This window comes from Mycobacterium sp. ITM-2016-00317, from assembly GCF_002968295.1.
Taxonomy (GTDB): Bacteria; Actinomycetota; Actinomycetes; order Mycobacteriales; family Mycobacteriaceae; genus Mycobacterium.
On the sequence record NZ_CP134399.1, the window covers coordinates 5126711 to 5152946 of the forward strand.

At 67.6% G+C, this 26236-nt stretch carries 23 protein-coding genes and 1 pseudogene; 9 read left to right on the forward strand and 15 right to left on the reverse strand.

Annotation, left to right across the window (positions count from 1 at the left end):
• Positions 1–9 precede the first annotated feature (9 nt).
• Positions 10–1041 (reverse strand): LLM class F420-dependent oxidoreductase, encoded by a 1032-nt coding sequence (locus C6A87_RS24570; protein WP_311114627.1) that lies wholly within the window; start codon positions 1039–1041, stop codon positions 10–12.
• Between the two features lie 70 nt (positions 1042–1111).
• On the opposite strand from C6A87_RS24570, the gene C6A87_RS24575 reads away from it, so the two are divergent.
• Genes C6A87_RS24575 through C6A87_RS24590 form a run of 4 tightly spaced genes read left to right on the forward strand, consistent with a single transcriptional unit; the run spans position 1112 to position 5221 of the window.
• The gene (locus tag C6A87_RS24575; RefSeq protein WP_311114628.1) at positions 1112–2104 is read left to right on the forward strand and encodes an OB-fold domain-containing protein; all 993 of its coding nucleotides are present in this window, start codon (positions 1112–1114) and stop codon (positions 2102–2104) included.
• A gap of 8 nt (positions 2105–2112) precedes the next feature.
• Positions 2113–3168: a thiolase domain-containing protein gene (locus tag C6A87_RS24580; RefSeq protein ID WP_311114629.1), complete on the forward strand. Its 1056-nt coding sequence runs from the start codon at positions 2113–2115 to the stop codon at positions 3166–3168.
• A gap of 2 nt (positions 3169–3170) precedes the next feature.
• Positions 3171–4343 (forward strand): thiolase domain-containing protein, encoded by a 1173-nt coding sequence (locus C6A87_RS24585; RefSeq protein WP_311114630.1) that lies wholly within the window; start codon positions 3171–3173, stop codon positions 4341–4343.
• Positions 4343–5221, forward strand: coding sequence for a TIGR03619 family F420-dependent LLM class oxidoreductase (locus C6A87_RS24590; RefSeq protein ID WP_311114631.1), 879 nt, complete (start codon positions 4343–4345; stop codon positions 5219–5221). Before C6A87_RS24585 ends, C6A87_RS24590 begins: the two co-directional genes overlap by 1 nt.
• Before the next feature lie 20 nt (positions 5222–5241).
• Here the strand turns inward: C6A87_RS24590 and C6A87_RS24595 are convergent, their stop codons facing one another.
• The 3 genes from C6A87_RS24595 to C6A87_RS24605 form a co-directional block, all read right to left on the reverse strand.
• Entirely contained in the window at positions 5242–6705 is a 1464-nt protein-coding gene (locus C6A87_RS24595) for a hypothetical protein (protein ID WP_311114632.1), read from the reverse strand.
• A 279-nt stretch (positions 6706–6984) separates the two neighbouring features.
• Positions 6985–7578 (reverse strand): TetR/AcrR family transcriptional regulator C-terminal ligand-binding domain-containing protein, encoded by a 594-nt coding sequence (locus C6A87_RS24600; RefSeq protein WP_311114633.1) that lies wholly within the window; start codon positions 7576–7578, stop codon positions 6985–6987.
• A gap of 10 nt (positions 7579–7588) precedes the next feature.
• Positions 7589–8809 (reverse strand): MFS transporter, encoded by a 1221-nt coding sequence (locus C6A87_RS24605; protein ID WP_311114634.1) that lies wholly within the window; start codon positions 8807–8809, stop codon positions 7589–7591.
• Positions 8810–8962: 153 nt separating this feature from the next.
• On the opposite strand from C6A87_RS24605, the gene C6A87_RS24610 reads away from it, so the two are divergent.
• Both C6A87_RS24610 and C6A87_RS24615 read left to right on the forward strand, forming a co-directional pair.
• Entirely contained in the window at positions 8963–10126 is a 1164-nt protein-coding gene (locus C6A87_RS24610) for a Rieske 2Fe-2S domain-containing protein (RefSeq protein ID WP_311114635.1), read from the forward strand.
• A complete protein-coding gene (locus tag C6A87_RS24615) occupies positions 10123–10587 on the forward strand; it encodes a hypothetical protein (protein ID WP_311114636.1) in 465 nt (154 codons plus the stop codon). Before C6A87_RS24610 ends, C6A87_RS24615 begins: the two co-directional genes overlap by 4 nt.
• A gap of 23 nt (positions 10588–10610) precedes the next feature.
• On the opposite strand, the gene C6A87_RS24620 is transcribed toward C6A87_RS24615, so the two are convergent.
• From C6A87_RS24620 to C6A87_RS24645, 6 genes are all read right to left on the reverse strand, one after another.
• Positions 10611–12071: a CotH kinase family protein gene (locus tag C6A87_RS24620; RefSeq protein ID WP_311114637.1), complete on the reverse strand. Its 1461-nt coding sequence runs from the start codon at positions 12069–12071 to the stop codon at positions 10611–10613.
• Positions 12052–12729 carry a DUF4956 domain-containing protein gene (locus C6A87_RS24625; RefSeq protein WP_311114638.1) on the reverse strand — a complete coding sequence of 226 codons (678 nt, stop codon included), beginning with the start codon at positions 12727–12729 and terminating at the stop codon, positions 12052–12054. The genes C6A87_RS24620 and C6A87_RS24625 overlap by 20 nt, the downstream gene beginning before the upstream one ends.
• 19 nt (positions 12730–12748) lie before the next feature.
• A complete protein-coding gene (locus C6A87_RS24630) occupies positions 12749–13678 on the reverse strand; it encodes a polyphosphate polymerase domain-containing protein (protein WP_311114639.1) in 930 nt (309 codons plus the stop codon).
• Positions 13679–13858: 180 nt separating this feature from the next.
• Complete coding sequence (locus C6A87_RS24635) at positions 13859–15001, reverse strand: sulfotransferase (RefSeq protein ID WP_311114640.1); 1143 nt, start codon at positions 14999–15001, stop codon at positions 13859–13861.
• Positions 14998–15783, reverse strand: coding sequence for an SDR family oxidoreductase (locus tag C6A87_RS24640; protein ID WP_311114641.1), 786 nt, complete (start codon positions 15781–15783; stop codon positions 14998–15000). The genes C6A87_RS24635 and C6A87_RS24640 overlap by 4 nt, the downstream gene beginning before the upstream one ends.
• Before the next feature lies 1 nt (position 15784).
• Positions 15785–16912: a hypothetical protein gene (locus C6A87_RS24645; RefSeq protein ID WP_311114642.1), complete on the reverse strand. Its 1128-nt coding sequence runs from the start codon at positions 16910–16912 to the stop codon at positions 15785–15787.
• Between the two features lie 86 nt (positions 16913–16998).
• Here C6A87_RS24645 and C6A87_RS24650 point away from each other — a divergent pair.
• A pseudogene (locus C6A87_RS24650) lies at positions 16999–17918 on the forward strand (helix-turn-helix domain-containing protein).
• 26 nt (positions 17919–17944) lie between these two features.
• Here the strand turns inward: C6A87_RS24650 and C6A87_RS24655 are convergent.
• The 5 genes from C6A87_RS24655 to C6A87_RS24675 form a co-directional block, all read right to left on the reverse strand.
• A complete protein-coding gene (locus C6A87_RS24655) occupies positions 17945–20017 on the reverse strand; it encodes a RecQ family ATP-dependent DNA helicase (RefSeq protein ID WP_311114643.1) in 2073 nt (690 codons plus the stop codon).
• A 102-nt stretch (positions 20018–20119) separates the two neighbouring features.
• On the reverse strand, positions 20120–20650 hold the full coding sequence (locus tag C6A87_RS24660; protein ID WP_311114644.1) for a heme-binding protein: 531 nt from the start codon (positions 20648–20650) through the stop codon (positions 20120–20122).
• 177 nt (positions 20651–20827) lie between these two features.
• Entirely contained in the window at positions 20828–21886 is a 1059-nt protein-coding gene (gene dmpG, locus C6A87_RS24665) for a 4-hydroxy-2-oxovalerate aldolase (RefSeq protein ID WP_311114645.1), read from the reverse strand.
• Positions 21883–22800 (reverse strand): acetaldehyde dehydrogenase (acetylating), encoded by a 918-nt coding sequence (locus C6A87_RS24670; RefSeq protein ID WP_311114646.1) that lies wholly within the window; start codon positions 22798–22800, stop codon positions 21883–21885. Before C6A87_RS24670 ends, dmpG begins: the two co-directional genes overlap by 4 nt.
• A 10-nt stretch (positions 22801–22810) precedes the next feature.
• Positions 22811–23596, reverse strand: a complete 786-nt coding sequence (locus tag C6A87_RS24675; protein WP_311114647.1) for a 2-keto-4-pentenoate hydratase — start codon at positions 23594–23596, stop codon at positions 22811–22813.
• A gap of 71 nt (positions 23597–23667) precedes the next feature.
• Here C6A87_RS24675 and kstD point away from each other — a divergent pair, with 71 nt between their 5' ends.
• Together kstD and C6A87_RS24685 are read left to right on the forward strand one after the other, a co-directional pair.
• Positions 23668–25353, forward strand: coding sequence for a 3-oxosteroid 1-dehydrogenase (gene kstD / locus C6A87_RS24680; protein ID WP_311114648.1), 1686 nt, complete (start codon positions 23668–23670; stop codon positions 25351–25353).
• A gap of 2 nt (positions 25354–25355) precedes the next feature.
• Complete coding sequence (locus tag C6A87_RS24685; RefSeq protein WP_311114649.1) at positions 25356–26216, forward strand: MaoC family dehydratase; 861 nt, start codon at positions 25356–25358, stop codon at positions 26214–26216.
• Positions 26217–26236 lie beyond the last annotated feature (20 nt).

Here is a 26236-nt window from a genome sequence, read left to right on the forward strand (position 1 = left end):
TCGGGGTGGTCAGACGAGCGCAGCCAGGTCGCGGATCTGTTCCGGTGAGCGGGCGCCGACGACCATCATGGTGACGCCGGCGGCTTCCCAGGCCTTGATCTGTTCCTGCACGTAGCCGAGGTCGCCGACGATCGCCGAGTCGTCCACCAGCTCGTCGGGGATGATCTTGGCCGCCTCGTCTTTGCGGTCACTACGGAAGAGCCGGGTCACGTCGTCGACCACCTCGGCGTACCCCATCCGGCGGTAGACGTCGGCGTGGAAATTGGTGTCCTCGGCACCCATTCCGCCCATGTAGAGCGCCAGGTGCGGCTTCATCAACTCCATGATCTCGGCGCGGTCGTCGGTGACGACCACCTGCGCGGTCGCGCAGATCTCGAACGTCTCCCGGGTCCGGCGGGCACCCGGACGGGCGAACCCTTCGTCGAGCCACTCGTTGTACATGCCGGCGATGCGTGGCGAGTAGAAGATCGGCAGCCAGCCGTCGCAGATCTCGGCGGCCAGTGCGACGTTCTTGGGGCCCTCGGCGCCGAGCATCACCGGGATGTCGGCACGGAGCGGGTGGGTGATCGGCTTGAGGCTCTTGCCGAGGCCGGTGGTGCCCTCGCCGGTCAGCGGCAGCGGGTAATGCGGGCCGTCGCTGCGCACCGGGGCCTCGCGGGCCCACACCTGGCGCAGGATGTCGACGTATTCGCGGGTGCGCGCCAGCGGCTTGGGGAACTTCTGGCCGTACCAGCCCTCGACGACCTGCGGGCCGGAGACACCGAGGCCGAGGATGTGCCGGCCGCCGGACAGATGGTCCAGCGTCAGCGCCGCCATCGCGCAGGCGGTCGGAGTGCGCGCGGACAGCTGGATCACCGACGTGCCCAATCGCATCCGGGTGGTCTCACGACCCCACCAGGCCAGCGGCGTGTAGGCGTCCGAGCCCCACGCCTCGGCGGTGAAGACCGTGTCGAAGCCGGCCTCCTCGGCGGTGGCGACGAGCTCCGCGTGGTTGGTCGGAGGCTGCGCGCCCCAGTAACCCAACTGAAGTCCCAGCTTCACGGCACCCGTCCTTCCGGGCCGCCAGGCCCGCTCCTTGAAACCATTCTTAGAACCTGTTCTACTCGATGCCGTGACCACCAGCCAAAGCAGCCCGGTGCAGATCGATCCGCATGAGCCGCCGCTTTCCGCGCCGCTGAAGCTCGCATTCGACTACACCCGTTCAGTAGGACCACTCCTGGGTGAGTTCTTCACCGCCCTGCGGGGGCGGCGCATCGTCGGGGTGCGCGGCTCGGACGGTAGGGTGCTGGTCCCGCCCGCCGAGTACGACCCCGTCACCTGGGAGCAATTGACCGAAATCGTACCGGTGGCCAGTGTCGGAACGGTGCTGTCGTGGACGTGGCAGCCCGAGCCGCTGGAGGGCCAGCCGCTGGACCGGCCGTTCGCGTGGGCCCTGATCAAGCTCGACGGTGCCGACACTCCCCTGCTGCACGCGGTGGCGGCCGACGGACCCGAGGCCGTCAGCACCGGCGCGCGGGTGCACGCGCACTGGGTGGACGAGCCCGTCGGCGCGATCACCGACATCGCCTACTTCGCGCTCGGCGACCAGGCCGAGGACGTCCCGCCGCCGCCGGAGGGCCTCGACCCGGTCACCATGCTCGTCTCACCGAGCACGATCGAGATTCAGCACACCGCGTCGCAGCCCGAGAGCGCGTTCCTGCGCGCCCTCGAGCAGGGCAAGCTCCTCGGTGCGCGGTCCGCGCCGGACGGCAAGGTGTATTTCCCGCCGCGCGAGGCCAATCCGACGACCGGGCGGCCGCTGGACGAGTTCGTCGAACTGCCCGACAAGGGCACCGTCACGACGTTCGCGATCATCAACATCCCGTTCGCCGGTCAGCGCATCAAACCGCCGTACGTCGCCGCCTACGTGCTGCTCGACGGCGCGGACATCCCGGTGCTGCACCTGGTCTCGGACATCGAGGCCGACAAGGTGCGGATGGGCATGCGGGTGCAGGCGGTGTGGAAGCCCGAGGAGCAGTGGGGCCTGGGCATCGACAACATCGAGTACTTCAAGCCGACGGGTGAGCCCGACGCCGACTACGACACCTACAAGCATCACCTCTGAGGACGGACATGACTGAAGTAGCTGTGGTCGGGTTCGCGCACGCACCGCATGTGCGCCGCACCGACGGCACCACCAACGGCGTCGAGATGCTGATGCCGTGCTTCAAATCGATCTACGACGATTTGGGCATCACCAAGTCCGACATCGGTTTCTGGTGCTCGGGATCCTCCGATTACCTTGCCGGGCGTGCATTCTCGTTCATCTCCGCGATCGACTCGATCGGCGCAGTGCCGCCGATCAACGAGTCGCACGTGGAGATGGACGCGGCGTGGGCGTTGTACGAGGCCTACATCAAGATCCTGACCGGTGAGGTCGAGACCGCCCTGGTGTACGGGTTCGGCAAGTCCTCGGCCGGCACCCTCCGCCGTGTGCTGGCCCTGCAGACGGATCCCTACACCGTGGCCCCGCTGTGGCCGGACTCGGTGAGCATGGCCGGGTTGCAGGCGCGCTTCGGGCTGGACTCGGGCAAGTGGACCGCCGAACAGATGGCCCAGGTCGCCCTCGACGCCCAGGCTGCGTCGCCACGAGTGGACCGGCTGGAGCCGGGCACCAGTGTCGAAGAGCTACTGGAGCGTCCGTACTTCGCAGAACCGTTGCGCCGCCACGACATCGCACCGATCACCGACGGCGCGTCGGCGATCGTGCTGGCCGCCGGGGACCGCGCGCGGGAATTGCGGGAGCGCCCGGCCTGGATCGCCGGGTTCGAGCACCGGATCGAGACACCGGTGCTGGGTGCGCGCGACCTGACGGTGTCGCCGTCGACAGCGGCGTCGGCGGCGGCCGCGACCGGCGGGGACACCTCGTCGATCGAGATCGCCGAGATCTACGCGCCGTTCAGCCATCAGCAGCTGATCCTCACCGAAGCCATCGGCCTGTCCGGTGCGACGAAGATCAACCCGTCCGGTGGCGCGCTGGCGGCCAACCCGATGTTCTCTGCGGGCCTGGAGCGCATCGGTTTCGCGGCACGGCACATCTTCGACGGCAACGCCTCGCGCGTACTGGCCCACGCGACGAGCGGGCCTGCGTTGCAACAGAATCTGGTCGCGGTCTTGGAGGGTAAGTAACGATGAGTAAGAAACTCGCCGCCGTCCTGGGCACCGGACAGACCAAGTACGTCGCCAAGCGCAAGGACGTGTCGATGAACGGCCTCGTCCGCGAGGCGATCGACCGAGCGCTTGAGGACGCCGGAGTGACGCTCGCCGACATCGACGCTGTCGTGGTCGGCAAGGCGCCGGACTTCTTCGAGGGCGTGATGATGCCCGAGCTGTTCATGGCCGATGCGACGGGCGCCAGCGGCAAACCTCTGATCCGCGTCCACACCGCGGGCTCGGTGGGCGGATCGACCGCGATCGTGGCCGCCAGCCTGGTGCAGTCCGGCAAGTACCGTCGGGTGCTGACGATGGCGTGGGAGAAGCAGTCCGAGTCCAATGCGATGTGGGCGCTGAGCATCCCGGTGCCGTTCACCAAGCCGGTGGGCGCCGGCGCAGGCGGCTATTTCGCCCCGCACGTGCGCGCCTACATCCGCCGCTCCGGGGCGCCGAACCACATCGGCGCGATGGTCGCGGTGAAGGACCGGCTCAACGGGGCCAAGAACCCACTGGCCCACTTGCAGCAGGCCGACATCACGCTGGAGAAGGTCATGGAGTCCCCGATGCTGTGGGATCCCATCCGCTACGACGAGACGTGCCCGTCCTCCGACGGGGCGGCGGCGATGGTGATCGGAGACGAGGCCAGCGCGGATGCCCGTGTCGCCGAGGGACATCCGGTGGCGTGGATCCACGCCACCGCGCTGCGCACCGAGCCGCTGGCCTACGCGGGACGCGACCAGGTCAACCCGCAGGCCAGCCGTGATGCCGCCGCGGCGCTGTGGAAGTCGGCCGGCATCGAGAGCCCGATAGACGAGATCGACGTGGCCGAGGTGTACGTGCCGTTCTCCTGGTACGAGCCGATGTGGCTGGAGAGCCTGGGATTCGCGCAGGAGGGCGAGGGCTGGAAGCTCACCGAGGCGGGCGAGACCGCGATCGGCGGGCGCATCCCGTTCAACCCGTCCGGTGGCGTGCTGTCGTCCAACCCGATCGGCGCCTCGGGCATGATCCGGTTCGCCGAGTCCGCGATCCAGGTGATGGGCAAGGCGGGCGCACACCAGGTCGAGGGCGCCCGCAAGGCTCTCGGTCACGCCTACGGCGGTGGCGCACAGTACTACTCCATGTGGGTGGTCAGTGCGGACAAGCCGGCCTGATGAAGTACACCTGCAGCGTCGCGATGGGTCCGGTCGACCAGCTCATCGAGATCGCCAGGACGGCCGAAGAGGTCGGGTTCGACGCGATCGCGCTGCCCGACTCCCTGTTCTACATGGAGAAGCAGTCCACGGACTATCCCTACACCCCGGACGGCTCCCGGATGTGGAACGAGGACACCCCGTGGGTCGATCCGCTGATCGCCGCGGCCGCGATGGGCGCGGTGACCTCGACGCTGCGCTTCTACACCAATGTCCTCAAGCTCGGCTCCCGCAATCCCCTGCTGTTGGCGCGCCAGGTCGGCTCGGTGGCCAACCTGACGAACAACCGCTTCGGGTTCGGTGTCGGGATCGGCTGGGCACCCGAGGAATTCGAGTGGTGCGGGGTCCCGTACGCCAAGCGGGGCAAGCGGGTCGACGAGATGATCGAGGTCATCAAGCTCGTGCTGGCCGGCGGCATGGTCGAGTTCCACGGTGAGTTCTTCGATTTCGACCGGTTGCAGATGAGTCCCGCTCCCACGGTGCCGGTGCCGTTCTACGTCGGCGGCCACACCGAGGTGGCGCTCAAGCGCGCGGCCCGGGTCGGCGACGGGTGGACCAGCGCGATGATGACCGGAGACCAACTCGCCGAGACCATCACCGCGATCAACGCGCTGCGTGCCGAGTACGGCCGCGCCGAGGCACCGTTCGAGTTCCAAGCGGTGTGCATCGACAAGTTCGGTGTCGACGGGCACCGGGAGCTCGCCGAGGCCGGCGTCACCGACAACATCGTGATCCCGTGGGTGTTCGACGGGCTGAGCTTCGACGCGCCGGTCGAGAAGAAGAAGGACTCGCTGAAGCGCTTCGCCGACACCTACATCCACTCCGGCTGGCAGGACTGACGGCTCGCTGGCGCCAGGCTTCAGTACAGGCGGGTCCGGTGTTCGACCACCAGGTGGTCCCCGCTGCACAGGACGCTGCTCGTGGTGCCGGCCAGAATGCCCTCGGGTACCTCCCCCACCGCGTGGTCGCGAGTGTCGATGAAGTAGAACTCGTCGGGCGAGCCGGTTTCGTAGCTGGCCTGTTTCGCCGTCAATCGCCCGTCGGTGGCGAGCCAGATCAGCGCGGCATTGTTCGAGATGCGTGCAGCGACCGGCACGTCCGCGATGCGCGCCAGGCACGCGTGGTCCTGGCCGCCCAGCTGTACCGCGCTGAGGTCTCCGTCGCGGGTCGGCCGCACCAAATCCGTTGTGACAGAGAAGACCATCCCGGCCAGCCACAGGACCATCAGCAACTTTCCGGCGGTCCGGCCGACGCGAAGGACGCCGGACGGCCGTTCGGCGTCGGACGCGACGACGTAGCTGTAGACCAGCCACATGACCGCCACCGGCAGTACCGGCAGCAGGAATCGTGGCGAGATCGGGTCGACCAGCGTGGTAACCGCCCTCCAGTACAGAATCGCTGCGTACGCGCCGATCCCGCTCCATGTCCACACGGTGAAACGCCGGTATTCCTCGTCGCCGGCGCACCATGCGGCTCGGGCGGTTCGCACCGACAACACGATCAGCACAAGCGCCACGACAGCGCCGACGGCAACCTCGTAGCGGAACAGCGGAAAGTGCCACCGCGCCACGAGGAGCTGCCAGAACGTCGCCGCCGAGAACATGAGCGTCTTACGCAGCACGTCGCCCTGAGACACCAGCGCACCGGTCAAGGTGCCTGCTGTCGCCAGGTTGATCAGTACCGCGCTGACCGTCCCGGCAATGCCGCCGACCATCGGCACCACGGCGCGGCGCCCGAGCTCGCGGGCATCGGGGTCACGGAGAAGCAGAAGCACCACCGCACCGACGGCCAATCCCAGTGCTGCGGCGACGCCGATGAAGCGGATGTTCGGAAGTAGGAATGCGGCCACCACGCCCACTGCCAGATCGAGTCGCCGCGGGGCCTCCGGGGTGAGAAGACTTCTGACGATCACGTGATAGAAGAAGGCCAAGCCGACGCAGGTGAACAGCATTTCCGACTCCAGCAGCGGAGTGGAATCGACCACCGCGGGGCTGGCGAGCACGGCGGCCGCTCCGACCAGGTACGCACCGGACGGGCGGTACACGTCCAGCCGTCGGGCGATGAGCACCAAATACCCTGCCACTCCGGCCAGCGCCCCGAGTTGGAGGACGAACCCAAGGTCGACCATCGCCCGGGCGCTGGCGCCTAGCGTGGCCAGCGCGGCCGGGTAGCCGTAGGGCCAGAGGCCGCTTTGCGCCCCGCTCCAGTGGGTGAATTCCAAGTGGCGCAAACCTTCTGCCATCGACAGATAGGACACGCCGTCAACAGTCGCCGCGGTGCCGCGCACGATCACGCCGAGCGCGATCAGGGCGAACGTCGACACGACAAGAAACCGGGCAGCGACATCGGACCGATTGCCGGATGGACTCAGTACCCGATCCGGTCTTGTACTGGAAGTCCGCGTGCGCGATGGCGGTCCACCAGGCGGTGTCATGGTGCATTATGCGCACATTGCTGCAGGTAGTGCAGCAAACTCCACTGCCATGCTTACCGTGGTGTTTGAGCAGGTAAGAACATTACTCGCGCATTCAAGCATCCCGTCATGCCTTACCAGCACCGGCTTGTTTATTCGCTGACGCCAGCGAACTCGAAATGTTCGTTGCTAGGGCAGGCAGCCTCGCCAGACCGTCTGCACCAGTCGGGTGATCGCGTCGCCGTCCAGGGGCGTCATCCCGGCCACCAACCGGTAGTACGGCGGCGAGACCAGCGCGTCGACGGTGACCTCGACGTCGACGTCGTCGCGCAGTTCCCCCCGGGTGACGGCCTCGTGCAGCGTGGCGGCGACAGCGGCGCGGCGCGGCAGGATCCACTGGTCGAGCAGCGCCCGTTCGATCGCCGGGTCTGACGGCGACGCGGCGATCACGTTGCGCAGCACCGGTCCGGTTGTCGGGTCGGCGAGCAGCGCGTTGAGCGACGTGACGTGGTGGGTCACCGCCTCGACCGCTGTGCTGCCCGGTGGCCGGGTGATGGATTCGCGCACCGCGTCGAGCAGCCCCTCCAGCACGATCGCCGCCGCCGACGGCCACCACTTGTAGATGGTCGTGCGACTGACCGCGGCGCGTCTGGCGATGGCGTCCACGGTGGCCGCGGCGGGCCCGCCGGCGAGCGCGAGTTCGGCGGCCGCCGACAGCACCGCGGTGCGAACCGCTTCGCTGCGCGGACGCCCGCGGCGCCCCGCAGACCGGCTCTCCACCACGTGGCTCAGCTTATTGCGCGCGCCGCCGCGATCCCGCCATCGCGACGGCCATGGTGAGCACCGCGGCCAGCGCTCCGAACCCGAACATCACCGGATAACTGAAGGACCGCCCCACGACCGCAAGCACCGCGGGCACCGCGAAACCCAGGTAGGTCAGGCTGTAGAACACGGCGGTCATCCCGGCGAGGTCGTCGGGGCCGGCGATGCGCTGGATCTGTTGCAGACCCGCCAACAGACCCATCCCGTATCCGGCGCCGAGCACGCCCGCGGCGATCAGGGCCGCCCAGATCGTCAGCACCGACGCGGCCCACGCCGCCAGGACCATGCCAGACGCGATCAGGCTCAGCGCGATGACCACACCGACGCCACCACCGGCGTCGAGGTGGCGCGCGAGGTTCTGCACCGCGAAGGCCACGCCGAGCGCCACCAGACACATCAGCGCCGAGAAGGCGATGGGCGCGGCGGCGGCGCGCTCCGCCATCAGCGCGGGCAGCACCGCATAGGCCGATGCGCCTGCGCCGAACACCCAGGGCGCCAGCGGCACGATCACGAACAGGAATCGGCGGTGCGCTGCGCCGGGCACCGCGAGGTCGGTCCACCACGGACGTCCGGACTCGTGCCGGGCACGTGTCTCGGGTGCGGTGCGCAGCAGCACCGCCGCGCCCAGGGCCAGCACGATGTTCACCACGTAGGGCAGCACGGTGGGCGCCGGTCCCCACTGGGCCAGCGCACCCGCGACCCCAGCGCCGAGACCGAACCCGGAGGTCAGGCTCATCGCGGCCCTTCGGGCGCCCGCGTCACCGTCGTCCCACGGCGGGCTGGACAGTTCCTTGAGCCAGCTTCCGCCGACCGCCATGGCAAGTCCGAGGGCCAGTCCGCTGAAGACCCGGCCCACGGCCAGCATCAGCGCCGATTCGGCCCCCAGCGCCAGAATCGCAGAACCCACCGCCGCGAGCACGGGTGCGGGCAGCATCAGCGGCCGCCGGCCGAACCGGTCGGACAGCGGACCCCCGACCAACAGTGCGGGCACGATGCCCAGCACATAGGCGAACAGCAGGAGATCGACGGTCACCGCGGAGAACGTGTCGCCGGCCCGGTACATCACCAGAAGCGGGGTGAACTCGTTTCCGCCCCACGCGATGGCGAAGGTGGCCACCGCGACCGCCAGCCAGCGGCGCTTCGGACCGGTGCGTTCCGCCGTGGTGGAAGCGACCGTCACATTACTGGACACTTTGTCCACTATATAGACGGGGCGCGAGCGGGTATACGCCAAGCCACGTGGCGAAGGCAACATTCTGCGCAGGTGGGCGGCTATCGGTTGTGCTGGACGGAGCAAAAACTGTAACGTGTTCTAGTTAGAAGCCGAGATTTGGGAGGGCCCGAGGTGACTACCGATTCAACTGCGGCAAGCGCAGGGATTCGCGAGATCGACACCGGCACGCTGCCCGACCGCTATGCGCGCGGGTGGCACTGCCTGGGGCCGGTGAAGAACTTCCTGGACGGGGAGCCGCACGGGATCGAGATCTTCGGGACCATGCTGGTGGTGTTCGCCGACTCGCAAGGCGAGATCCAGATCCTCGACGGCTACTGCAGGCACATGGGCGGCAACCTCGCCCAGGGCACCGTCAAGGGCGACGAGATCGCCTGCCCGTTCCACGACTGGCGCTGGGGCGGCGACGGCAAGTGCAAACTCGTCCCCTACGCCAAACGCACCCCCCGCCTGGCCCGCACCCGCGCCTGGCACACCGATGTGCGCGGCGGCCTGCTGTTCGTGTGGCACGACCACGAGGGGAACCCACCGCAGCCCGAGGTCCGCATTCCGGAGATCCCGCAGTGGTCCAGCGGCGAGTGGACCGACTGGAAGTGGAACACGATGCTGATCGAGGGCAGCAACTGCCGCGAGATCATCGACAACGTCACCGACATGGCGCACTTCTTCTACATCCACTTCGGGTTGCCGACCTACTTCAAGAACGTCTTCGAAGGCCACATCGCCAGCCAGTACCTGCACAACGTCGGCCGCCCCGACGTCAACGACATGGGCACGGCCTACGGTGACGCGTCGCTGGACTCCGAGGCCAGCTACTTCGGCCCGTCGTTCATGATCAACTGGCTGCACAACACCTACGGCGACTTCAAGGCCGAGTCGATCCTGATCAACTGCCACTACCCGGTCTCACAGGACTCGTTCGTGCTGCAGTGGGGCGTCATCGTCGAGAAGCCCCAGGGCCTGGACGACAAGACCACCGAGAAGCTGGCCGACGCGTTCACCGACGGGGTCAGCAAGGGCTTCCTGCAGGACGTGGAGATCTGGAAGCACAAGACGCGCATCGACAACCCGCTGCTGGTCGAAGAAGACGGCGCGGTGTACCAGATGCGCCGCTGGTACCAGCAGTTCTACGTCGACGTCGCCGACGTCACCCCCGAAATGACCGACCGGTTCGAGATGGAGGTCGACACGACGATCGCCAACGAGAAGTGGCACGTCGAGGTCGAACAGAACCTGAAGGCCAGGGAAGCCGAGAAGGCAGAACAGCCGGCGACATGAGTCAGCCACCGGATGTGGACCGCCTCGCCAAGTCGATGCTGCTGCTGCACGGGCACGACGACGAGGGGCACGAGCACGGCCACACTCCGGGGCACACCGATGACAAGCCCGGATCATGGCGTAAGGCACCGGATTTCGCGTCGGACCCTGATCGCGCGGCGGCCGTGCGGGCGGCCACCCAGGCCGACCGCGAGCGCTACCTCACGTCGGGGCTGGCCGAGGTCGACTGCCGGTTCTGCCACGTGGCGGTCAAGGTGAAGAAGCTGGGCCCGACCCACACCTCGGTGCAGTGGAACAGCGAGGCGACCCAGCGCTGCGCCCATTTCGCCGAGATCCGGGCGGCCGGCGGTGAGCCCGCCCGGTCACCGTCCTGCCCGCGGCTGGCCGACAGCATCAGGCACGCCGTCGCCGAAGGTTGCCTGGAGGAGTACTCCAGCGCGCCGCCGCCCGGTGACGGGTAGGCACACGGTTCCGGTGCGCCGCTTCAGGAACGAATCCGTTCCAACGCGGCCGCACGCTCGGTGACCCAGGAGCGCAGTGACTCGGCCTCGTCCCGCAAGGCCTGCTCGCTGAGGCCGGCGCTGAGCGGCACGGTCGCCACCAGTTCGTCGAGGAGTTCCACCGCGCGCCCGTCGGCGTACATCTGCCCGTAGAGCTCCCAGTACGCCGTCTCGTACAGGTCGGTGAACGCGCGGGACTCCAGGAACCGCTTCTTCAGGGTGTTGCCCCTCAGCCATGGCGGCACTTCACCGGGCGCGGCGCCCGGCGGTGGCCCTGGAGGTGGCGGGAACCCGGACGGGAAGACCATCTCGACCGGATCGTGCGGGCCGGTGGTGGGGTCGCCCATCAGCATGGCCAGGTTCAGATCCCAGGACACCACCGACAGTTTGCGGGTGTCCAGGTCGTACCACAGGTAGTAGTTCTGGCCCGGGCCCGACATGTCGTCGGCGTTCACCAGCAGGTTCTGTGTCGCGACGTAGCGCGCGAGGGATTCCACGTCCACCCATTGCGGCAGCGACGCGTCGAACTCAGCCGCATCGGCGGTGTCGAGCCATTTCAGGAAGTCGATGAGGGGCTGCAGGTTTCCGGAGTCCACCGCGTTGATCTGCTTGAACTCGCCCGCATAGATCGACTGGTCGGAGCCCCGGTATTTGAACTGGGATCCGGCCCGAGCCTTGTAGAGGTAGCCGGCGGACTCGTAGAGGGTGTTGGCATAGGTGTCGTCGGGATGCTCGAGGACGAGCTTCGTCGTGGTGTCGCCGTTGATCGAATATCTCACGTGGGCGTAGCGCTGCGTGGGTTGGCCGGTCCCAGCGGTCAACGACAACGCCAATGCCTCGTTGAGCATCGATGTCCCGGGCCGCACCGTCAGCTCGGTCCTCCCCTGGTAGCCGCGCCCGTCGGCGTTCTCGTCGAAGCTGATCAACAGCGGCAGCGAGGTCGGGACATCGGCGGACACGGCGCCCATCGGGCCGAAGGAAGGCGGTATGGAGAAGCCTTCCAGCCCGGGCGGCGGCGGCCGCAGTCCCATCAGCGTCGAGTTGCCTTTGAGCCGGACCGCGACGTCGTCGATCACCGTGCCGTCGATGGTCAGGTCGGCGCTGACCCACTTCTTGTCGCCGTCGGCGGTGAACTGGGTCAGCATGTGGCGAAGTTCGGCGTCGGCGATCTCGATCGACAGGGTGTGCTCGACCGTGGGGTCGAAAAGGTCGACGGTGCCGGGGATGTCGTGGGTGATTTGCGAGGCGATGACGGACACGTCGCCGGTGATGTAGGGCCGCAGGCGGACCTGCCCGAACACCAGCCCCACCACCGCGGCGAAAACGATCAGGGTGGCCAACAACTTCCAGTGTTGGCGCACCGATCTCGGAACCCGGCGGACGAGCCGCCGTGCCCCGGTGGGGCGCACGGGCGCGGTAACGTCCTCAGATGTCGGTCTGGTCATAGCCGGTCAGCACCGTCACCCGTTGCCCGCTGTTCACCCCGCTCAGCGCGGCGATCAGGTCGTTGCCGGTCCTGCCCTTCTTCAGCCGGGCCGTGTAGTACAGCTCGTGAAGGGCGCCGGAACGCACCGATTCGGTTGACACCAACTCGAATTCGGAACAGTGCTCGATCAGCACGTCCTCGACGCGCGCAGAGTACTCGTGTTCGGGCGGCACCTGCACCTTCACCACCTGGCGCTTGACGTCGAGCTTGAACAGATTGAACTTGCTCATGATCACCAGCACCAGGCAGATGGCGACGGTGGCGGCCACCGCCAGGAGATAGAACCGGGTACCGCAGGTCATCCCGACCGCCATCACCAGGAAGACGAATCCGATGTCCCGGGTTTCCTTGATGGCGTTGCGGAATCGGATCACCGACAGCGCACCGACCAGGGCGAAGGCCCGGGCGATGTTCGACCCGACCACCAGCATGATGACGGAGATGATCATGCAGACCATCACCAGCGTCTGGACGAACGACTGGCTGTAGGAGACGTTCTTGTGGGTGTACCGGTACACCCACCCGATGACGAGAGCGAGCACGAAGGACAGCGACAACGACGCGACGACGTCGAAGACGGTGAAGGTGCCGCTGAGGTCCTGCAGATTGATGTTCACAAGAGGCTTTCTGATTCGATCACTTGTCGGGTAACGATTTTCGCGCGGCCGCCGGGCTGCCTGACTCCAGCAGAGCGGCGGGTACGGGTTCTGCGGCGTCCGGCGGCACCAGCTCGGGAGAGCCGGACAGCGACCGGGGCGCGAGGTCGAAGGCCTGCACCGACTGGCAGTACTTCGATATCCGGACGACCGACATGTCGATGCGGGCCAACAGATCGGTGATCCAGTACGGCACCCGCTCGTTGGCCTTGACCTCCACGATCGCCAGCTTCGGCGGGATGGTGAAGCGGTTGGGGGCATCCGAGGCGAAATGGAAGTCCCTGTCGCGGCCGTGCACCTTGTGGTCGATGGTCACCCGCAGTCCCATGTCGGCGTCCCGACCGACGAATGCCTCGCGCAGGTAGCCGGTGGTGACGACGGGCCGTAGGTCCAGATTGCCGACCAGTGTCGACACCTCGTCGACGAACGGACGCTGCGTGGGGTCGCAGTCGATCTCCTCGCGGTCGTTCAGCCAGCGCAGCGCGGTGGCGTAAGGCAGTTCGATGCGACGTTTCTGTGTCACCCGGTTCACCCGTTGCTTGATCTCGACCTGCACCGGGGTGTCGGCCGTGCAGGCTGACGGCGGGCCGTACAGGCGCATGCGCAGTTTGCGGCGGAACCGCAGTCCTTCGATCTTCTCCCAGTAGAACCGCAGATCGGGGGTGTCGTAGTACAGCGAGGTCACCGGGTACCCACCGCGCGGCGAATACGGATCGCTGTTCATGCGGGCCGCCAGCTCGGTTCGAAGTGCCGGCACCATCAGTTCGTCGACGAAGTACTTGATCTCGTACCGATTGAAGGCGTGCAGCTTGCTCGCCGTCTGTTGATAGCCGGTCGGCCGTGTCGGGACGTCGTCGTACGGGCGCGACGACTGGCCCGCGCGGGCGCGGCGCAACCCGAACAGATTCATGTCTCCTGCGCTTCTGGTCAGCTGGGGGTCACTTCGAGATGAGCGGGAAGTGAACAGCTAGTGAAGCTAACAGTATGAAGCTATGAAGGAGCTATGTGTGCCGGCCGCGCATCCGCCGGGTACCGGATGACCTGGGGGTTCAGGCGGCGATGATGTCGGTCACACATGGCCCGGTCGCGGTCAGAGGCTCTCGAACCGTTCCTTGACCTGCGCCGCGGTGAGTCCGTAGTCAGCCAGCGAGTAGGTGTGCTTCGGCGCGCGGGGGCCCTTCTTGCTGTCCTCGTGGGTCTTCGTCATCGCCGCACGGGCCTCGTCGGTGAACTCGATGCCGAAGGCTCGGTAGATGTCCCCGACGACGCCGACGGGATCCTCGATCAACGAGAAATAGTCCAGGTCGTAGAACTGCGCCGGATCATGCTTGGCACGTTCGGCGTTGAACAACTCCAGGCCCCGCGACCAGGTCTCCATCGAGTCTGCGCCGATGACATCGCCGGCGAACGTGTGAGACCACCCCTCGGTGGTGTGCTGGGCGAGTGAACACATCGACGCCATGATCGTCTCGGCCGGCCGGTGGCACTGCACCACCAGCGCGTCGGGATAGGTCGCGAACAGCGCGTCGAGGGCGAACAGGTGACTGGGATTCTTCAGCACCCACCGCTTCTCGCGGTCGTTGAGGCCGATCAACTGCAGGTTGCGCCGGTGCCGCTGATAGGACTTGGTCCAGTCCTGGCGGGCCAGCCACTGCGAGTAGGTCGGCACGTGGGCCAGCGTCTCGTAGGACACCGAATGCAGGGACTGGCGCAGCAGCTGCCAGCACTCCTCCACCTCGTCGGCGGTCATGAAGTGCAGCCCGGTGTAGTCCGGGTTCTCCTCGTGCGCCTTGGTGAACTGTGCGTCGAGCTGCTGGAAAACGGGGTTCTGCGACCAGGTTTCGCGTGGCGGGCGCGGCTGGGGAAACTCGGCCAGCCACAGTTCCAGACCCTGGTGGCGGGGATCGGCGGCCAGCAGGCGGTGCACGGCGGTGGTTCCGGTACGCGGCAACCCGGTGACGAAGATCGGCCGCTCGATCGCGACGTCAGCGTGCTCGGGGTGCTGCTTGAACGCCGCCTCCGAAACCAGACGGGCGACCAACGCGTTCCTGAGGAAGAAGCGCTGCATCTTGCTGCCGAGTTCGGTGAGGTCGGCGTCGCGCTGGTACGAGTCCAGCAGAACGCCGAGCGCCTCACGGTAGTTGTCGTCGTCCGGGCCGAAATCATCCAGGCCGCAGGCCTTCACAGCCGACGCGTGCAGATCCTCCACGGTGCCGACGTTGGTGCGCGTCATGCCTTGAACTCCCCGCAGTTGACGTCGAGCGCCTGGCCGGTGATGCCGCTGGACAGGTCGCTGGCCATGAACAGGATCGCCGAGGCCACCTCGTCCTCGGTGGGCAACCGCTTGAGGTCCGACGCAGCCGCGGTGGCCTTGTAGATCTCCTCGACGGTGGTGCCGTACTTGCCGGCCTGATGGGTGAAGTAGGACTCCAGCGTTCCGCCCCAGATGTAGCCGGGCAGCACCGAATTGACCCGGATTCCCTGCTCCCCCAGTTCGGTGGCCAACGTCTGCGACATCGCCAGCAGCGCCGACTTGGCCATCTTGTATGCGCCGTACTTGGCCTGGGAGTGGCGCACCACCATCGAGTTCACGTTCACGACGGACCCATGTGCCTCCGCCAGTGCCGGGGTGAACGCCTGCACCATGCGCAGTGCGCCGAAGACCGTCAACTCGATCGCTTCGCGCATGTGATCGAAGGTGGTGTTGGCGAACGGCTTCATCGACGGCACCCGAAACGCGTTGTTGATCAACACATCCACCCGGCCGTAGGCCTTGAGCGACTCGTCGACCAGGTTGGCCACCTGCGCGCCGTCGGTGATGTCCGTGCCCACCGACACCGCTCGCCGCCCGAGACCGGCGATCTGCCCGGCGACGTCCTCGAGTCGCTCCACGGTGCGCGCGGCGAGCACCAGGTCCGCCCCCTCCTCGGCGCAGCGCCGCGCCAAGGTGGTACCCAGCGCCGGGCCGACGCCGCTGATGACGACAACCTTGTCCTTCAGGAGACCGAAGGCCATCTCAACCCACCATTCTCTCGCCGATCTGCTTCTGGCGCAGCGCGATCCGCGCTCGCCAGTCCTCATCCGAGATCTTGTTCGATTCGTGGTACGGCAGCGCCGCGGCCACCTCGCCGACGTCGACCAACTCCACCGTGGGCCCGTCCTCGGGCGTCAGTTCGCGGGACACCCGCTGCCAGCGGAACTGCAGGAAGCCCTTGCGATGCCCGAGCGTCTCCACCCAGTTCGTCACTCCCGGATTGCGGTCGGACACCACGATGCGGATCTTGCCGTCCGGATCCGCCTGCGCCTGAGTGCCGTTCAGCGAGGTCTGATGGTTGATGTAGTCCAGCGAGATGTACCAGAGGCTGCCGAGCTGGAAGCCGAGATACGGCGCGTCCGGGACCGGCACGGTGATCACCAGCGCCTGGTCCTCGCGCAGGTCGAACTGCCCGGCCGACGAGTACTGGGTCGCCAGTCCGCCGGGAGTGAGCCGGGGAGCCACCATCGTGTTGGGCGGGCTGTCGTTGTAGAACCACTGCGGGAACTGCAGCCAGGTCTTGACGCGCTGCACCAACTGCTTACCTGCGACCGCGTAGCGCTTCTCGATGAGTTCGCGGGTCAGCGGGGGCGGAGCGGTGCCCGCGGTATCGGTGCGGGCGATCGCGAACGTGCCGCGGTGGGCAGCCCAGTCGTTGTACACCTCACGGATCACCAGCTGCGACGGGACCTCCGGGGTGAACCTCCATTCGAACGTTCCGTCGGCGGCGATGTCGAGCTTGCGGTCGTCGAAAGCGGTGTCACTGTCGGGCACCACTTCGTCGGTGTACTCGCCGCCGAGCAGTTGGAAGCTCACATCGGTGGTGGTTCCTCGCCGGCCGGTGACGACGTACTCGTAGCCGGGCTGCACCCGGGTGCCGAAGTACATGGTGTCGGGGTTGTCGAGACCCATCTTGGTGAACGGCCCGGTGCCGCTGTGCAGGAACGGATGGTCCCGGTCGTAGTCGAACGCCACATGCGTACAAGCAGCGACACAGCCGGCCAGATACTGCAGACCCTCGAGCAGGTCGGCCTCGGATTCGATGAACGGGGCGGCGGTGACGAGTTTCTCGGCTTCGGCGATGGCCTCGGCCAGTGGCTGCGCGAACACAGGGGCCAAACTAGAACCTGTTCTACCTCTAGTCAATATATCGACCGATCTGTTCCAAATATGGACCTTGCGGTACGGTGGCCGCCATGCCGCCGTCGGCCCCTGGACGGGCGTCGCCACCGACCGACCGCGTGGTGCGCGTCCTCGACTTCCTCGCCCGCCATCCGCAGGACCGGTACGGGGTGTCCGAACTCGCCCGCCGGGTCGGCCTGACCAAGCCGACGTGCCTGGGCATCGTCACCACCCTCAGCGAGGCCGGCTACCTCGTCCGCGATCCGGCCGACAAGACCTATCGGCTGGGGCCGTCGCTGATCACCCTCGGCCACCGGGCCCAGGAGTCCATGCGGGTCAGTCCCACGGCCCGGGAGCAGTTGCGTGTGCTGTCGTCGCGGTTCGGTGCGACGGCGGCGCTCTCGGCGGTGGTCGACGACCGCATCACGTTGTTGGACCTGGTTGCCCCTGCCGGGAGCGGCCCGGCGTGGAGGTGGGCCAGAGCTACCCGTTCGCACCACCGGTCGGCCTGATGTTCGTGCTGTGGGACGACGAAGCCGAGCGTGACTGGCTCAGCAGGCCGTCCACGATTCCGTTGCGCACCGACACCGACCGGCTCCAGCGCGTGGTGGCCGCGTGCCGCGCCGACGGCTATCTCGTCGAGCGGCAGACCCCGGGCGGGCGGCGGCTGTACTCCCTGATGGCAGGCATGCCGACCGAGCTGCCCGACGAACTGCGCGCGCTACTGGGCGAGTTGGTCTCCGACATCGGCGAGCGGGTGTATCTGCGTGACGAGAGCCGCTCCGAAGGACGACGCCGCGGTGCCCGTTCCGACATCAGCGTGATCTCGGCGCCGGTGTACGACCACCACCGCAGGCAGGTGATGGTGGCGTCCCTGCACGTCGGAAAACCGCTGACCGACAACGAGATCACCGAGCGGGCCCGGGCGGTGGTGGCGGCCGCGGACGCGGTCACCGGCCAACTCGGCGGAGTCGTCGGCCCGCATGACGGTTGACCACCCCGGCTGGCCACCCGCCTCGCTCAGCTGACAGCGGCCAGCGCGAACGGCAGCACCTCGGCCGCTCCCGCGGCGCGCACCGCCCTGGCGGCCATCGTCAGCGTCCACCCCGTGTCGGTCAGGTCGTCGACCAGGAGCACCCGGGCTCCGGACACCCCGGCCGGCGGGACCCAGGCTCCGTGCAACGCTGCCACCCGGTACGCCGAGTTCGCGGCCGCGACCGGGCGATGCGACGGCGAGTACTCCAGGAGGCCGAGGTTCTCCAGCCGTCCCACCTCGGCCAAGCGCGCCGCCAGAGAGAAGATCAGCTTCGGGCGAGTCGCCGAATCCAGCGCAAGCACCGCCGTGGGTCGCTGCTGCCACTCCCACGCCTTCAGCACCGCGATGGCCGCGCCCACCACATCCTCGGACACCTCGGCGTCCGGTTCTGCCAACAGCTTCCGCAGACGCGCACCCCATCCGAGGTCGGTCAGCCGCCCGATCGCGCGGCCCGCGGACGGTCCGTCACTGATGCGGCCCGACATCTCCAGGCCGAGCTTGGCCAGACCCGTCGGCCACTGCTTGCGCGGGGCGATCTCGACTCCCGGTCGCATCAGCCGCTCCCGGGTGGCCTCCGCCGCGCCCTCGTCGACGTCGGCGCGGTACCGCGGCCCGGCACAGTTGTCGCACCGGCCGCACGGCTCGGGACCGAGTTCGGGGTCGTCGAGTTGACTGCGCAGGAACGACATTCGGCATCCGTCGGTGCTCTGATAGTCGAGCATCGCCTGCTGTTCGCGTTTGCGCGCCTCGTCCAGTCGGCGGTAGCGGTCCTCGTCGTACACCCACGGCTGACCGGTGCTGATCCAGCCACCCTTGACCCGGCGCACCGCACCGTCGACATCGAGCACCTTGAGCACCATCTCCAACCGTGACCGGTTGAGGTCCACCAGCGGCTCGAGCGCCGCCGTGGACTGTGCGCGGCCAGGCTCCAACGCATCGATCACCTTGCGCACCAGCGGTTCTGACGGGAACGCCACCGATGCGAAGTACCGCCACACGTCGGCGTCCTCCCGTCCCGGCAGCAGGATCACCTCGGCGCTGGACGTGGCGCGGCCGGCGCGGCCGACCTGCTGGTAGTAGGCGATCGGCGACGACGGCGCCCCCAGGTGGACGACGAAACCGAGGTCCGGCTTGTCGAAACCCATGCCCAGCGCCGACGTGGCGATCAGCGCCTTGACCCGGTTGGCCAGCAGATCGGCTTCGAGCTGCTCCCGTTCGGCGGCCTCGGTGCCTCCCGTGTAGGCCGCGACGGTATGTCCCTGCTCGCGCAGCAGCGCCGCGATGTCGTTGGCCTGCGAGACGGTCAGGGTGTAGACGATCCCCGACCCCGGTAGCGACTCCATGTGTGCGGCAAGCCAGGCCGCGCGCTGAGTGGGCCCACCGGCGTGCACCACGGACAGCCTCAGCGACTCGCGGTCCAGCCCGCCGCGCAACACCAGGGTGTCGGTTCCGCCGACACCCAACTGCGCGGCCACGTCTGCGACCACCCGGTCGTTGGCGGTCGCGGTGGTCGCGAGCACCGGGACGTCGGCGCCCAGTTCGGCGATGAGCGTGCGGATACGCCGATAGTCGGGACGGAAGTCATGGCCCCAGTCCGAAACGCAGTGTGCTTCGTCGACCACCACCAGACCGGCGTCGGCGGCCAGCGCGGGCAGGACCGCGTCGCGGAAGTCGGGGTTGTTCAAGCGTTCCGGGCTGACCAGCAGCACGTCGAGTTCACCGGCGTTGACCTGTTGGTGGACGGCGTCCCATTCGGTGACGTTGCCGGAGTTGATGGTCGCCGCGCGCACGCCGGCCCGGCCGGCCGCGGCGACCTGGTTGCGCATCAGCGCCAACAGCGGGGACACGATCACGGTCGGCCCCCGGCAGGCCGCGCGCAGGAGTTTCGCGGCGATGAAGTACACCGCGGACTTCCCCCAGCCGGTGCGTTGAACGACCAGCGCCCGACGGCGTTGCACCACCAGTGCCTCGATGGCCGTCCACTGGTCGTCGCGCAACCGGGCCTCGGGCCCGGCGAGTTGTTCAAGAAGCGCCTGGGCCTCGGTTCGCGTCGCCATCACCCCATCCTGCCCGGCGGCCCCGACAGCACCGAACGGCACTTGCCGTGCCTGCGCTCAGCGCGCGGGCACGGCAAGTGATGGTTCGTGAAGAGCGAAGGGTCAGCTGGCCGGTGCAGCCGGAACCTCGACGGCCCCCGGAGCCTGCGGATCGGCCGGCATCGGCGGGACCATCGACGGCTCCACGACCTGCGGGACCTCGGCGCCGACGTTCTCGCTGCTCCACACCGCACGCGCCACCGGAGTGGGCGCCACCTCGATGCCGCACTGCGTCTGCAGGGCGCTCACCGGCTGGTGGATATTCTTGAGCTGCTCCTCGACCTGCGGATTCTGGGCGAAGAACGCCTGGTAGGCAGTCTGCGCCTCAGCTGCGGGCTGAGCCGAGATGGTGGAGAGCGCCTCGTTGGTCTGCGGGTTCGCGGTCAGAAAGGCACCCTCGGACGCGGTGGCGGTGCTGACGGTTCCCGCCACGCTGCTGGCCGAGCAGTCCGCCGGTGCCGGACCCGGTGCAGGTGCCGGACCGGGCTGAGCATTGGCCACCGGGGCGATGATCGCCGCCGACCCGAAGACCAGCAGGCCACCGGCAAACATGCCGAACATGCCGCGGCGCACGGTCGTTGCGGACGCGTTCATAAAAATCACTCCTAGGCGAATAGGCAACGTTGCGACGTTGGTCGCACCCCCAATGCCTAGCCCCTGACCCGCGAGGTCAAACCCCGCGCCGGCGAACGCATGCGACAGCGAACCGAGTAGCCGCAGGTCAGGACGACTTCCGCGAGCAGGAGATCCTTCCGAACCGCGGCTACTTGGTCAGCGCGTAGCCGCCTGCCCGGACTCCTGCTCCCGCTTGATCTCCAATGCGATGTCGATCAGCTGGTCTTCCTGGCCACCGATGAGCTTGCGCTGTCCGGCCCGGTGCAACAGCTGGTGGGCGGGCACCCCGTAGCGCTCGGACTGACGGATGGCGTGCTTGAGGAAACTCGAGTACACCCCCGAGTAGCCCATGATCAGCGCGTTGCGGTCCAGCAGGCACTCGGCGGGCATCGCCGGGGCGACGACCTCTTCGGCGGCGTCGGCGATGTCGAAGAAGTCGATGCCGGTCTTCACACCGATCTTGTCGAACACGCCGATCAGCGCCTCGACCGGTGCGTTACCGGCGCCCGCGCCGAACCGTCGGCACGACCCGTCGATCTGCTTGGCGCCGGCGCGGACCGCCTCGATCGAGTTCGCGACACCAAGCCCGAGATTCTCGTGACCGTGGAAACCCACCTGCGCGTCGTCGCCGAGTTCGGCGACCAGCGCGGCGACCCGGTCGCGCACCCCTTCGAGCACCAGCGCGCCCGCGGAGTCGACGACGTAGACGCACTGGCAACCGGCGTCGGCCATGATGCGGGCCTGTGCGGCCAGCTTCTCCGGAGAGATGGTGTGGCTCATCATCAGGAAGCCCACGGTCTCCAGGCCGAGTTCGCGCGCGAGCCCGAAGTGCTGGATGGACACGTCGGCCTCGGTGCAGTGGGTGGCGATCCGGCAGATCGACCCGCCGTTGTTCTGGGCCTCCCTGATGTCCTCCTTGGTGCCCACCCCGGGCAGCATCAGGAAGGCGATCTTGGACTCCTTGGCCGTCTCGGCGGCCAGCTTGATCAGCTCCTGCTCCGGGGTCTTGGAGAACCCGTAGTTGAAGCTGGATCCGCCGAGTCCGTCACCGTGGGTGACCTCGATGACCGGCACACCCGCGGCGTCCAGTGCCGCGACGATCGCGCCGACCTCGTCCTTGGTGAACTGGTGGCGCTTGTGGTGCGAACCGTCGCGCAGCGAGGTGTCCGTCATCCGGACGTCCCACATCGGGTTGAAGTAGATGCCCTCGGTCATCGCGCCCCTCCTGCGGTTGCGGTCTGGCGATCCCTGGCGATCTCCTCGCCCACCTTGGTGGCCGCGGCGGTCATGATGTCCAGGTTTCCAGCGTAGGGCGGCAGGTAGTCGCCCGCACCCTCGACTTCGATGAAGGTCGTGACGAGATGGTTGCCGCCGTTGTAGACCGTCGGCTCGTCGAACTGCGGTTCGTTGAGCAGTCGGTAGCCGGGCACGTAGGTCTGCACCTCGGCGACGACGTCCTTGATCGACTGCGTGATCGCGGCGTGGTCGGCATCCTCGGGGATCGCGCAGAAGATGGTGTCGCGCATGATCATCGGCGGGTCGGCCGGGTTCAGGATGATGATCGCCTTGCCGCGCTGCGCACCACCGATGTTCTGCACCCCGGCGCTGGTGGTCTTGGTGAACTCGTCGATGTTGGCGCGGGTTCCGGGCCCGGCCGACGCCGAGGACACCGACGCCACGATCTCGGCGTACGGCACACCGACCACGCGGCTCACCGCGTACACGATCGGGATCGTCGCCTGACCGCCGCAGGTCACCATGTTCACGTTCGGCGCGTCCAGGTGATCGCGCAGATTCGCCGGCGGGATGACCCCGGGCCCCACCGCGGCGGGGGTCAGGTCGATCGCCCGGATACCGGCCTCGGCATAGCGCGGCGCGGCGTCACGGTGCACGTAGGCGCTGGTCGCCTCGAACACCATGTCAGGTTTCTCGTCGCGCGCGAGCAACCAGTCCACACCCTCGTGCGAGGTCTCCAGACCGAGCTTGCGCGCCCGGGCCAGACCCTCGCTCTCCGGGTCGATGCCGATCATCCAGCGCGGCTCCAGCCACTCTGATCGCAACAGCTTGTAGAGCAGGTCGGTGCTGATGTTGCCCGAACCCACGATCGCTACAGACGCTTTGTCTGCCATCATCCGACTCCTACTCGAAATCCAGTCGTACTGAACCTAACCCGCTGAAGTCGGCAACAAAATGACTTCCCGGCGGTGCATCTATCGCACGTGTGCACGACCCGGGCAGCACGATGTCGCCGGCCTTGAGCCGGACACCGAAACTTTCGACCTTCCGGGCCAGCCACGCGACTGCAGTGACCGGATTGCCCAACACCGCGTCGCTGCGCCCCTCCGCGACGACGTCACCGTTGTTGGTCAGCACCGCGTCGATGGCTTTGATATCCACGTCCTTGGGCGAGACCCGCGCCTCACCGAGCACCCAGCCCGCCGAACTCGCGTTGTCGGCGATCGTGTCGCACAGTTTGATCTGCCAGTTGGTGATCCGGGTGTCGATGAGCTCGATCGCGGGCGCGAACGCCGCCGTCGCGGCCAGCACGTCGTCCTCGGTGCACCCGGCGCCCGGCAGGTCGTCGGACAGGATGAAACCCACCTCGACCTCGACGCGCGGATACAGATAGTTCGCCGACTTCACCGGGACGTCCTCGAAGACCTGCATCTCGTCGAGCAGATGCCCGTAGTCGGGCTCGTCGACGTTCATCATCTTCTGCATGGCCTCGGACGACAGCCCCACCTTGTGCCCGATCACCCGGGCGCCTCCCGCGATCTGCCGGCGGATGTTGATCAGCTGGATCTCGTAGGCGTCCACCACGTCGATGTCGGGATGACCATCGGTGAGCGGGGAGATCGGCACTCGGCTGCGCTCCGCGCCGGCCAGGTCTGCGGCGAGCTTTTCGCGCACCTCATCGGACAACATTGGTGAAGTCCCCTCGTTTCGTCGACCGGCACAGTTGTTAGTCGGCCGGGCAATTCTATAACGTGTTCTACATGACGGAGCAGGAGTACGACGTCGTCGTGGTCGGGAGCGGCGCCGCGGGCATGGTCGCCGCCCTCACCGCCGCCCACCAGGGCCTCTCGACGATAGTCGTTGAGAAGGCCCCGCACTATGGAGGTTCCACTGCGCGGTCAGGTGGTGGCGTGTGGATCCCGAACAACGAGATCCTCAAGCGCGACGGCGTCAAGGACACCGCGGACGCGGCGCGCACCTACCTGCACGCGATCATCGGCGACGTGGTGCCCGGGGAGAAGATCGACACCTATCTGGATCGCGGTCCCGAGATGCTGTCGTTCGTGCTCAAGCACTCGCCGCTGAAGCTGTGCTGGGTGCCCAACTACTCCGATTACTATCCCGAGACCCCGGGAGGCAAGGCCACCGGGCGTTCGGTGGAGCCGAAGCCGTTCAACGCCAAGAAGCTCGGCGAGGATCTGCCCGGCCTGGAACCGCCGTACGGCAAGGTGCCGATGAACATGGTGGTGATGCAACAGGATTACGTCCGGCTCAACCAGCTCAAGCGCCATCCCCGCGGCCTGTTGCGCAGCCTCAAGGTCGGTGTCCGGTCCGTGTGGGCCAACACCACCGGCAAGAACCTGGTCGGCATGGGCCGCGCGCTGATCGCGCCGCTGCGGATCGGCCTGCGTGAGGCCGGGGTCCCGGTGCGGCTGAACACCGCGATGACCGATCTGCACGTCGAGGACGGAGTGGTCCGCGGCATCTACGTCCGCGATACCGGCGCACCGGAAAGCGCCGAGCCGCAACTGATCCGGGCACGACGCGGAGTCATCCTGGGCAGCGGCGGATTCGAACACAACGAGCAGATGCGGGTGAAGTACCAGCGCGCGCCGATCACCACGGAGTGGACCGTCGGCGCCAGCGCCAACACCGGCGACGGGATCCTCGCCGCAGAGAAGCTGGGCGCGGCGCTCGACGTCATGGAGGATGCCTGGTGGGGGCCCACCGTGCCGCTCGTGGACTCGCCGTGGTTCGCGCTGTCCGAGCGCAACTCCCCCGGCTCGATCATCGTGAACATGGCGGGCAAGCGGTTCATGAACGAGTCGATGCCCTATGTCGAGGCGTGCCATCACATGTACGGCGGCCAATACGGTCAGGGCCCCGGTCCCGGTGAGAACATCCCGGCCTGGCTGGTGTTCGACCAGCGCTACCGCGACCGCTACATCTTTGCGGGACTGCAACCAGGACAACGGATTCCGAAGAAGTGGCTGGAATCGGGCGTGATCGTCAAGGCTGACACCCTCGAAGAGCTGGCCGCCAAGACGGGCCTGCCTGCCGACGCGTTCAAGGCCACCGTGGAGCGCTTCAACGGCTTCGCCCGGGCCGGCGTGGACCAGGACTTCAAGCGCGGCGAGAGCGCCTACGACCGCTACTACGGCGATCCGACCAACAAGCCGAACCCGAACCTGGGCGAAATCGGCCAGGGCCCGTTCTACGCGGCCAAGCTGGTGCCCGGCGACCTGGGCACCAAGGGCGGCATCGTCACCGACGTGCGCGGCCGCGCGCTGCGCGACGACGGCTCGGTCATCGACGGCCTCTACGCCGCGGGCAATGTCAGCGCACCGGTGATGGGCCACACCTACCCCGGCCCCGGCGGCACCATCGGACCCGCGATGACGTTCGGCTATCTGGCGGCGCTGGACATCGCCGCAGGGAAGGAATAAGCGTGCCCATCAATCTCGACGAAGCCATCGGCGCCGAGCTCGATCCGGTCGAATTCTCCTGGACCAGTAGCGATGTGCAGCTCTACCACCTGGGCCTGGGTGCGGGCGGCGACCCGATGGACAAGACCGAGCTGCGTTACCTCGTCGACGACACCCCGCAGGTGCTGCCCACCTTCGGCAACGTCGCGCAGAGCTTCCACATGACCGAACCGCCCGCGGTGAAGTTCCCCGGCATCGACATCGAGCTGAGCAAGGTGCTGCACGCCAGCGAGGCCGTCACCGTGCCCGGGCCCATCCCGCCGTCGGGCACCGGCATCGCCGTGACCCGGTTCACCGAGATCTGGGACAAGGGCAAGGCCGCGGTCATCTGGTCGGAGACGACAGTCAAGGATCCGAGCGGCACGCTGCTGTGGACCCAGAAGCGCTCGATCTTCGCCCGCGGTGAAGGCGGGTTCGGCGGCGACCGCGGTCCGTCGGGGTCTTCGGCCGCGCCCGACCGTGCGCCCGACCTCGAACTCACGGTCCCGACGTCACCCCAACAGGCCCTGCTCTACCGGATGTGCGGCGACCGCAACCCGCTGCACTCCGACCCCGACTTCGCTGCGGCAGCAGGATTTCCGCGTCCGATCCTGCACGGCCTGTGCACCTACGGGATGACCTGCAAGGCCCTGGTGGACAACCTGCTCGACGGCGACGTCGCCGGGCTGAAGTCCTACGGCGCGCGGATGGCGGGCGTGGTGTTCCCCGGAGAGACCCTGCGGGTCAACGTCTGGAAGGAAGACGGCGCGTACATCGCGACCGTCACCGCACCCGAACGCGACAACGCGGTAGCGCTGGCCGGGGTGGAGTTCACCCCGGCCTGAGCTCCGGGCCTATTACTCGC

Coding starts and splice junctions, on each gene's coding strand:
- C6A87_RS24580 (WP_311114629.1), top strand. CDS start 2,113: ATGACTGAAGTAGCTGTGGTCGGGTTCGCGCACGCACCGCATGTGCGC.
- C6A87_RS24585 (WP_311114630.1), top strand. CDS start 3,171: ATGAGTAAGAAACTCGCCGCCGTCCTGGGCACCGGACAGACCAAGTAC.
- C6A87_RS24590 (WP_311114631.1), top strand. CDS start 4,343: ATGAAGTACACCTGCAGCGTCGCGATGGGTCCGGTCGACCAGCTCATC.
- C6A87_RS24615 (WP_311114636.1), top strand. CDS start 10,123: ATGAGTCAGCCACCGGATGTGGACCGCCTCGCCAAGTCGATGCTGCTG.
- C6A87_RS24620 (WP_311114637.1), bottom strand. CDS start 12,071: ATGACCAGACCGACATCTGAGGACGTTACCGCGCCCGTGCGCCCCACC.
- C6A87_RS24630 (WP_311114639.1), bottom strand. CDS start 13,678: ATGAATCTGTTCGGGTTGCGCCGCGCCCGCGCGGGCCAGTCGTCGCGC.
- C6A87_RS24635 (WP_311114640.1), bottom strand. CDS start 15,001: ATGACGCGCACCAACGTCGGCACCGTGGAGGATCTGCACGCGTCGGCT.
- C6A87_RS24640 (WP_311114641.1), bottom strand. CDS start 15,783: ATGGCCTTCGGTCTCCTGAAGGACAAGGTTGTCGTCATCAGCGGCGTC.
- C6A87_RS24655 (WP_311114643.1), bottom strand. CDS start 20,017: ATGGCGACGCGAACCGAGGCCCAGGCGCTTCTTGAACAACTCGCCGGG.
- C6A87_RS24660 (WP_311114644.1), bottom strand. CDS start 20,650: ATGAACGCGTCCGCAACGACCGTGCGCCGCGGCATGTTCGGCATGTTT.
- dmpG (WP_311114645.1), bottom strand. CDS start 21,886: ATGACCGAGGGCATCTACTTCAACCCGATGTGGGACGTCCGGATGACG.
- C6A87_RS24670 (WP_311114646.1), bottom strand. CDS start 22,800: ATGGCAGACAAAGCGTCTGTAGCGATCGTGGGTTCGGGCAACATCAGC.
- C6A87_RS24675 (WP_311114647.1), bottom strand. CDS start 23,596: ATGTTGTCCGATGAGGTGCGCGAAAAGCTCGCCGCAGACCTGGCCGGC.
- kstD (WP_311114648.1), top strand. CDS start 23,668: ATGACGGAGCAGGAGTACGACGTCGTCGTGGTCGGGAGCGGCGCCGCG.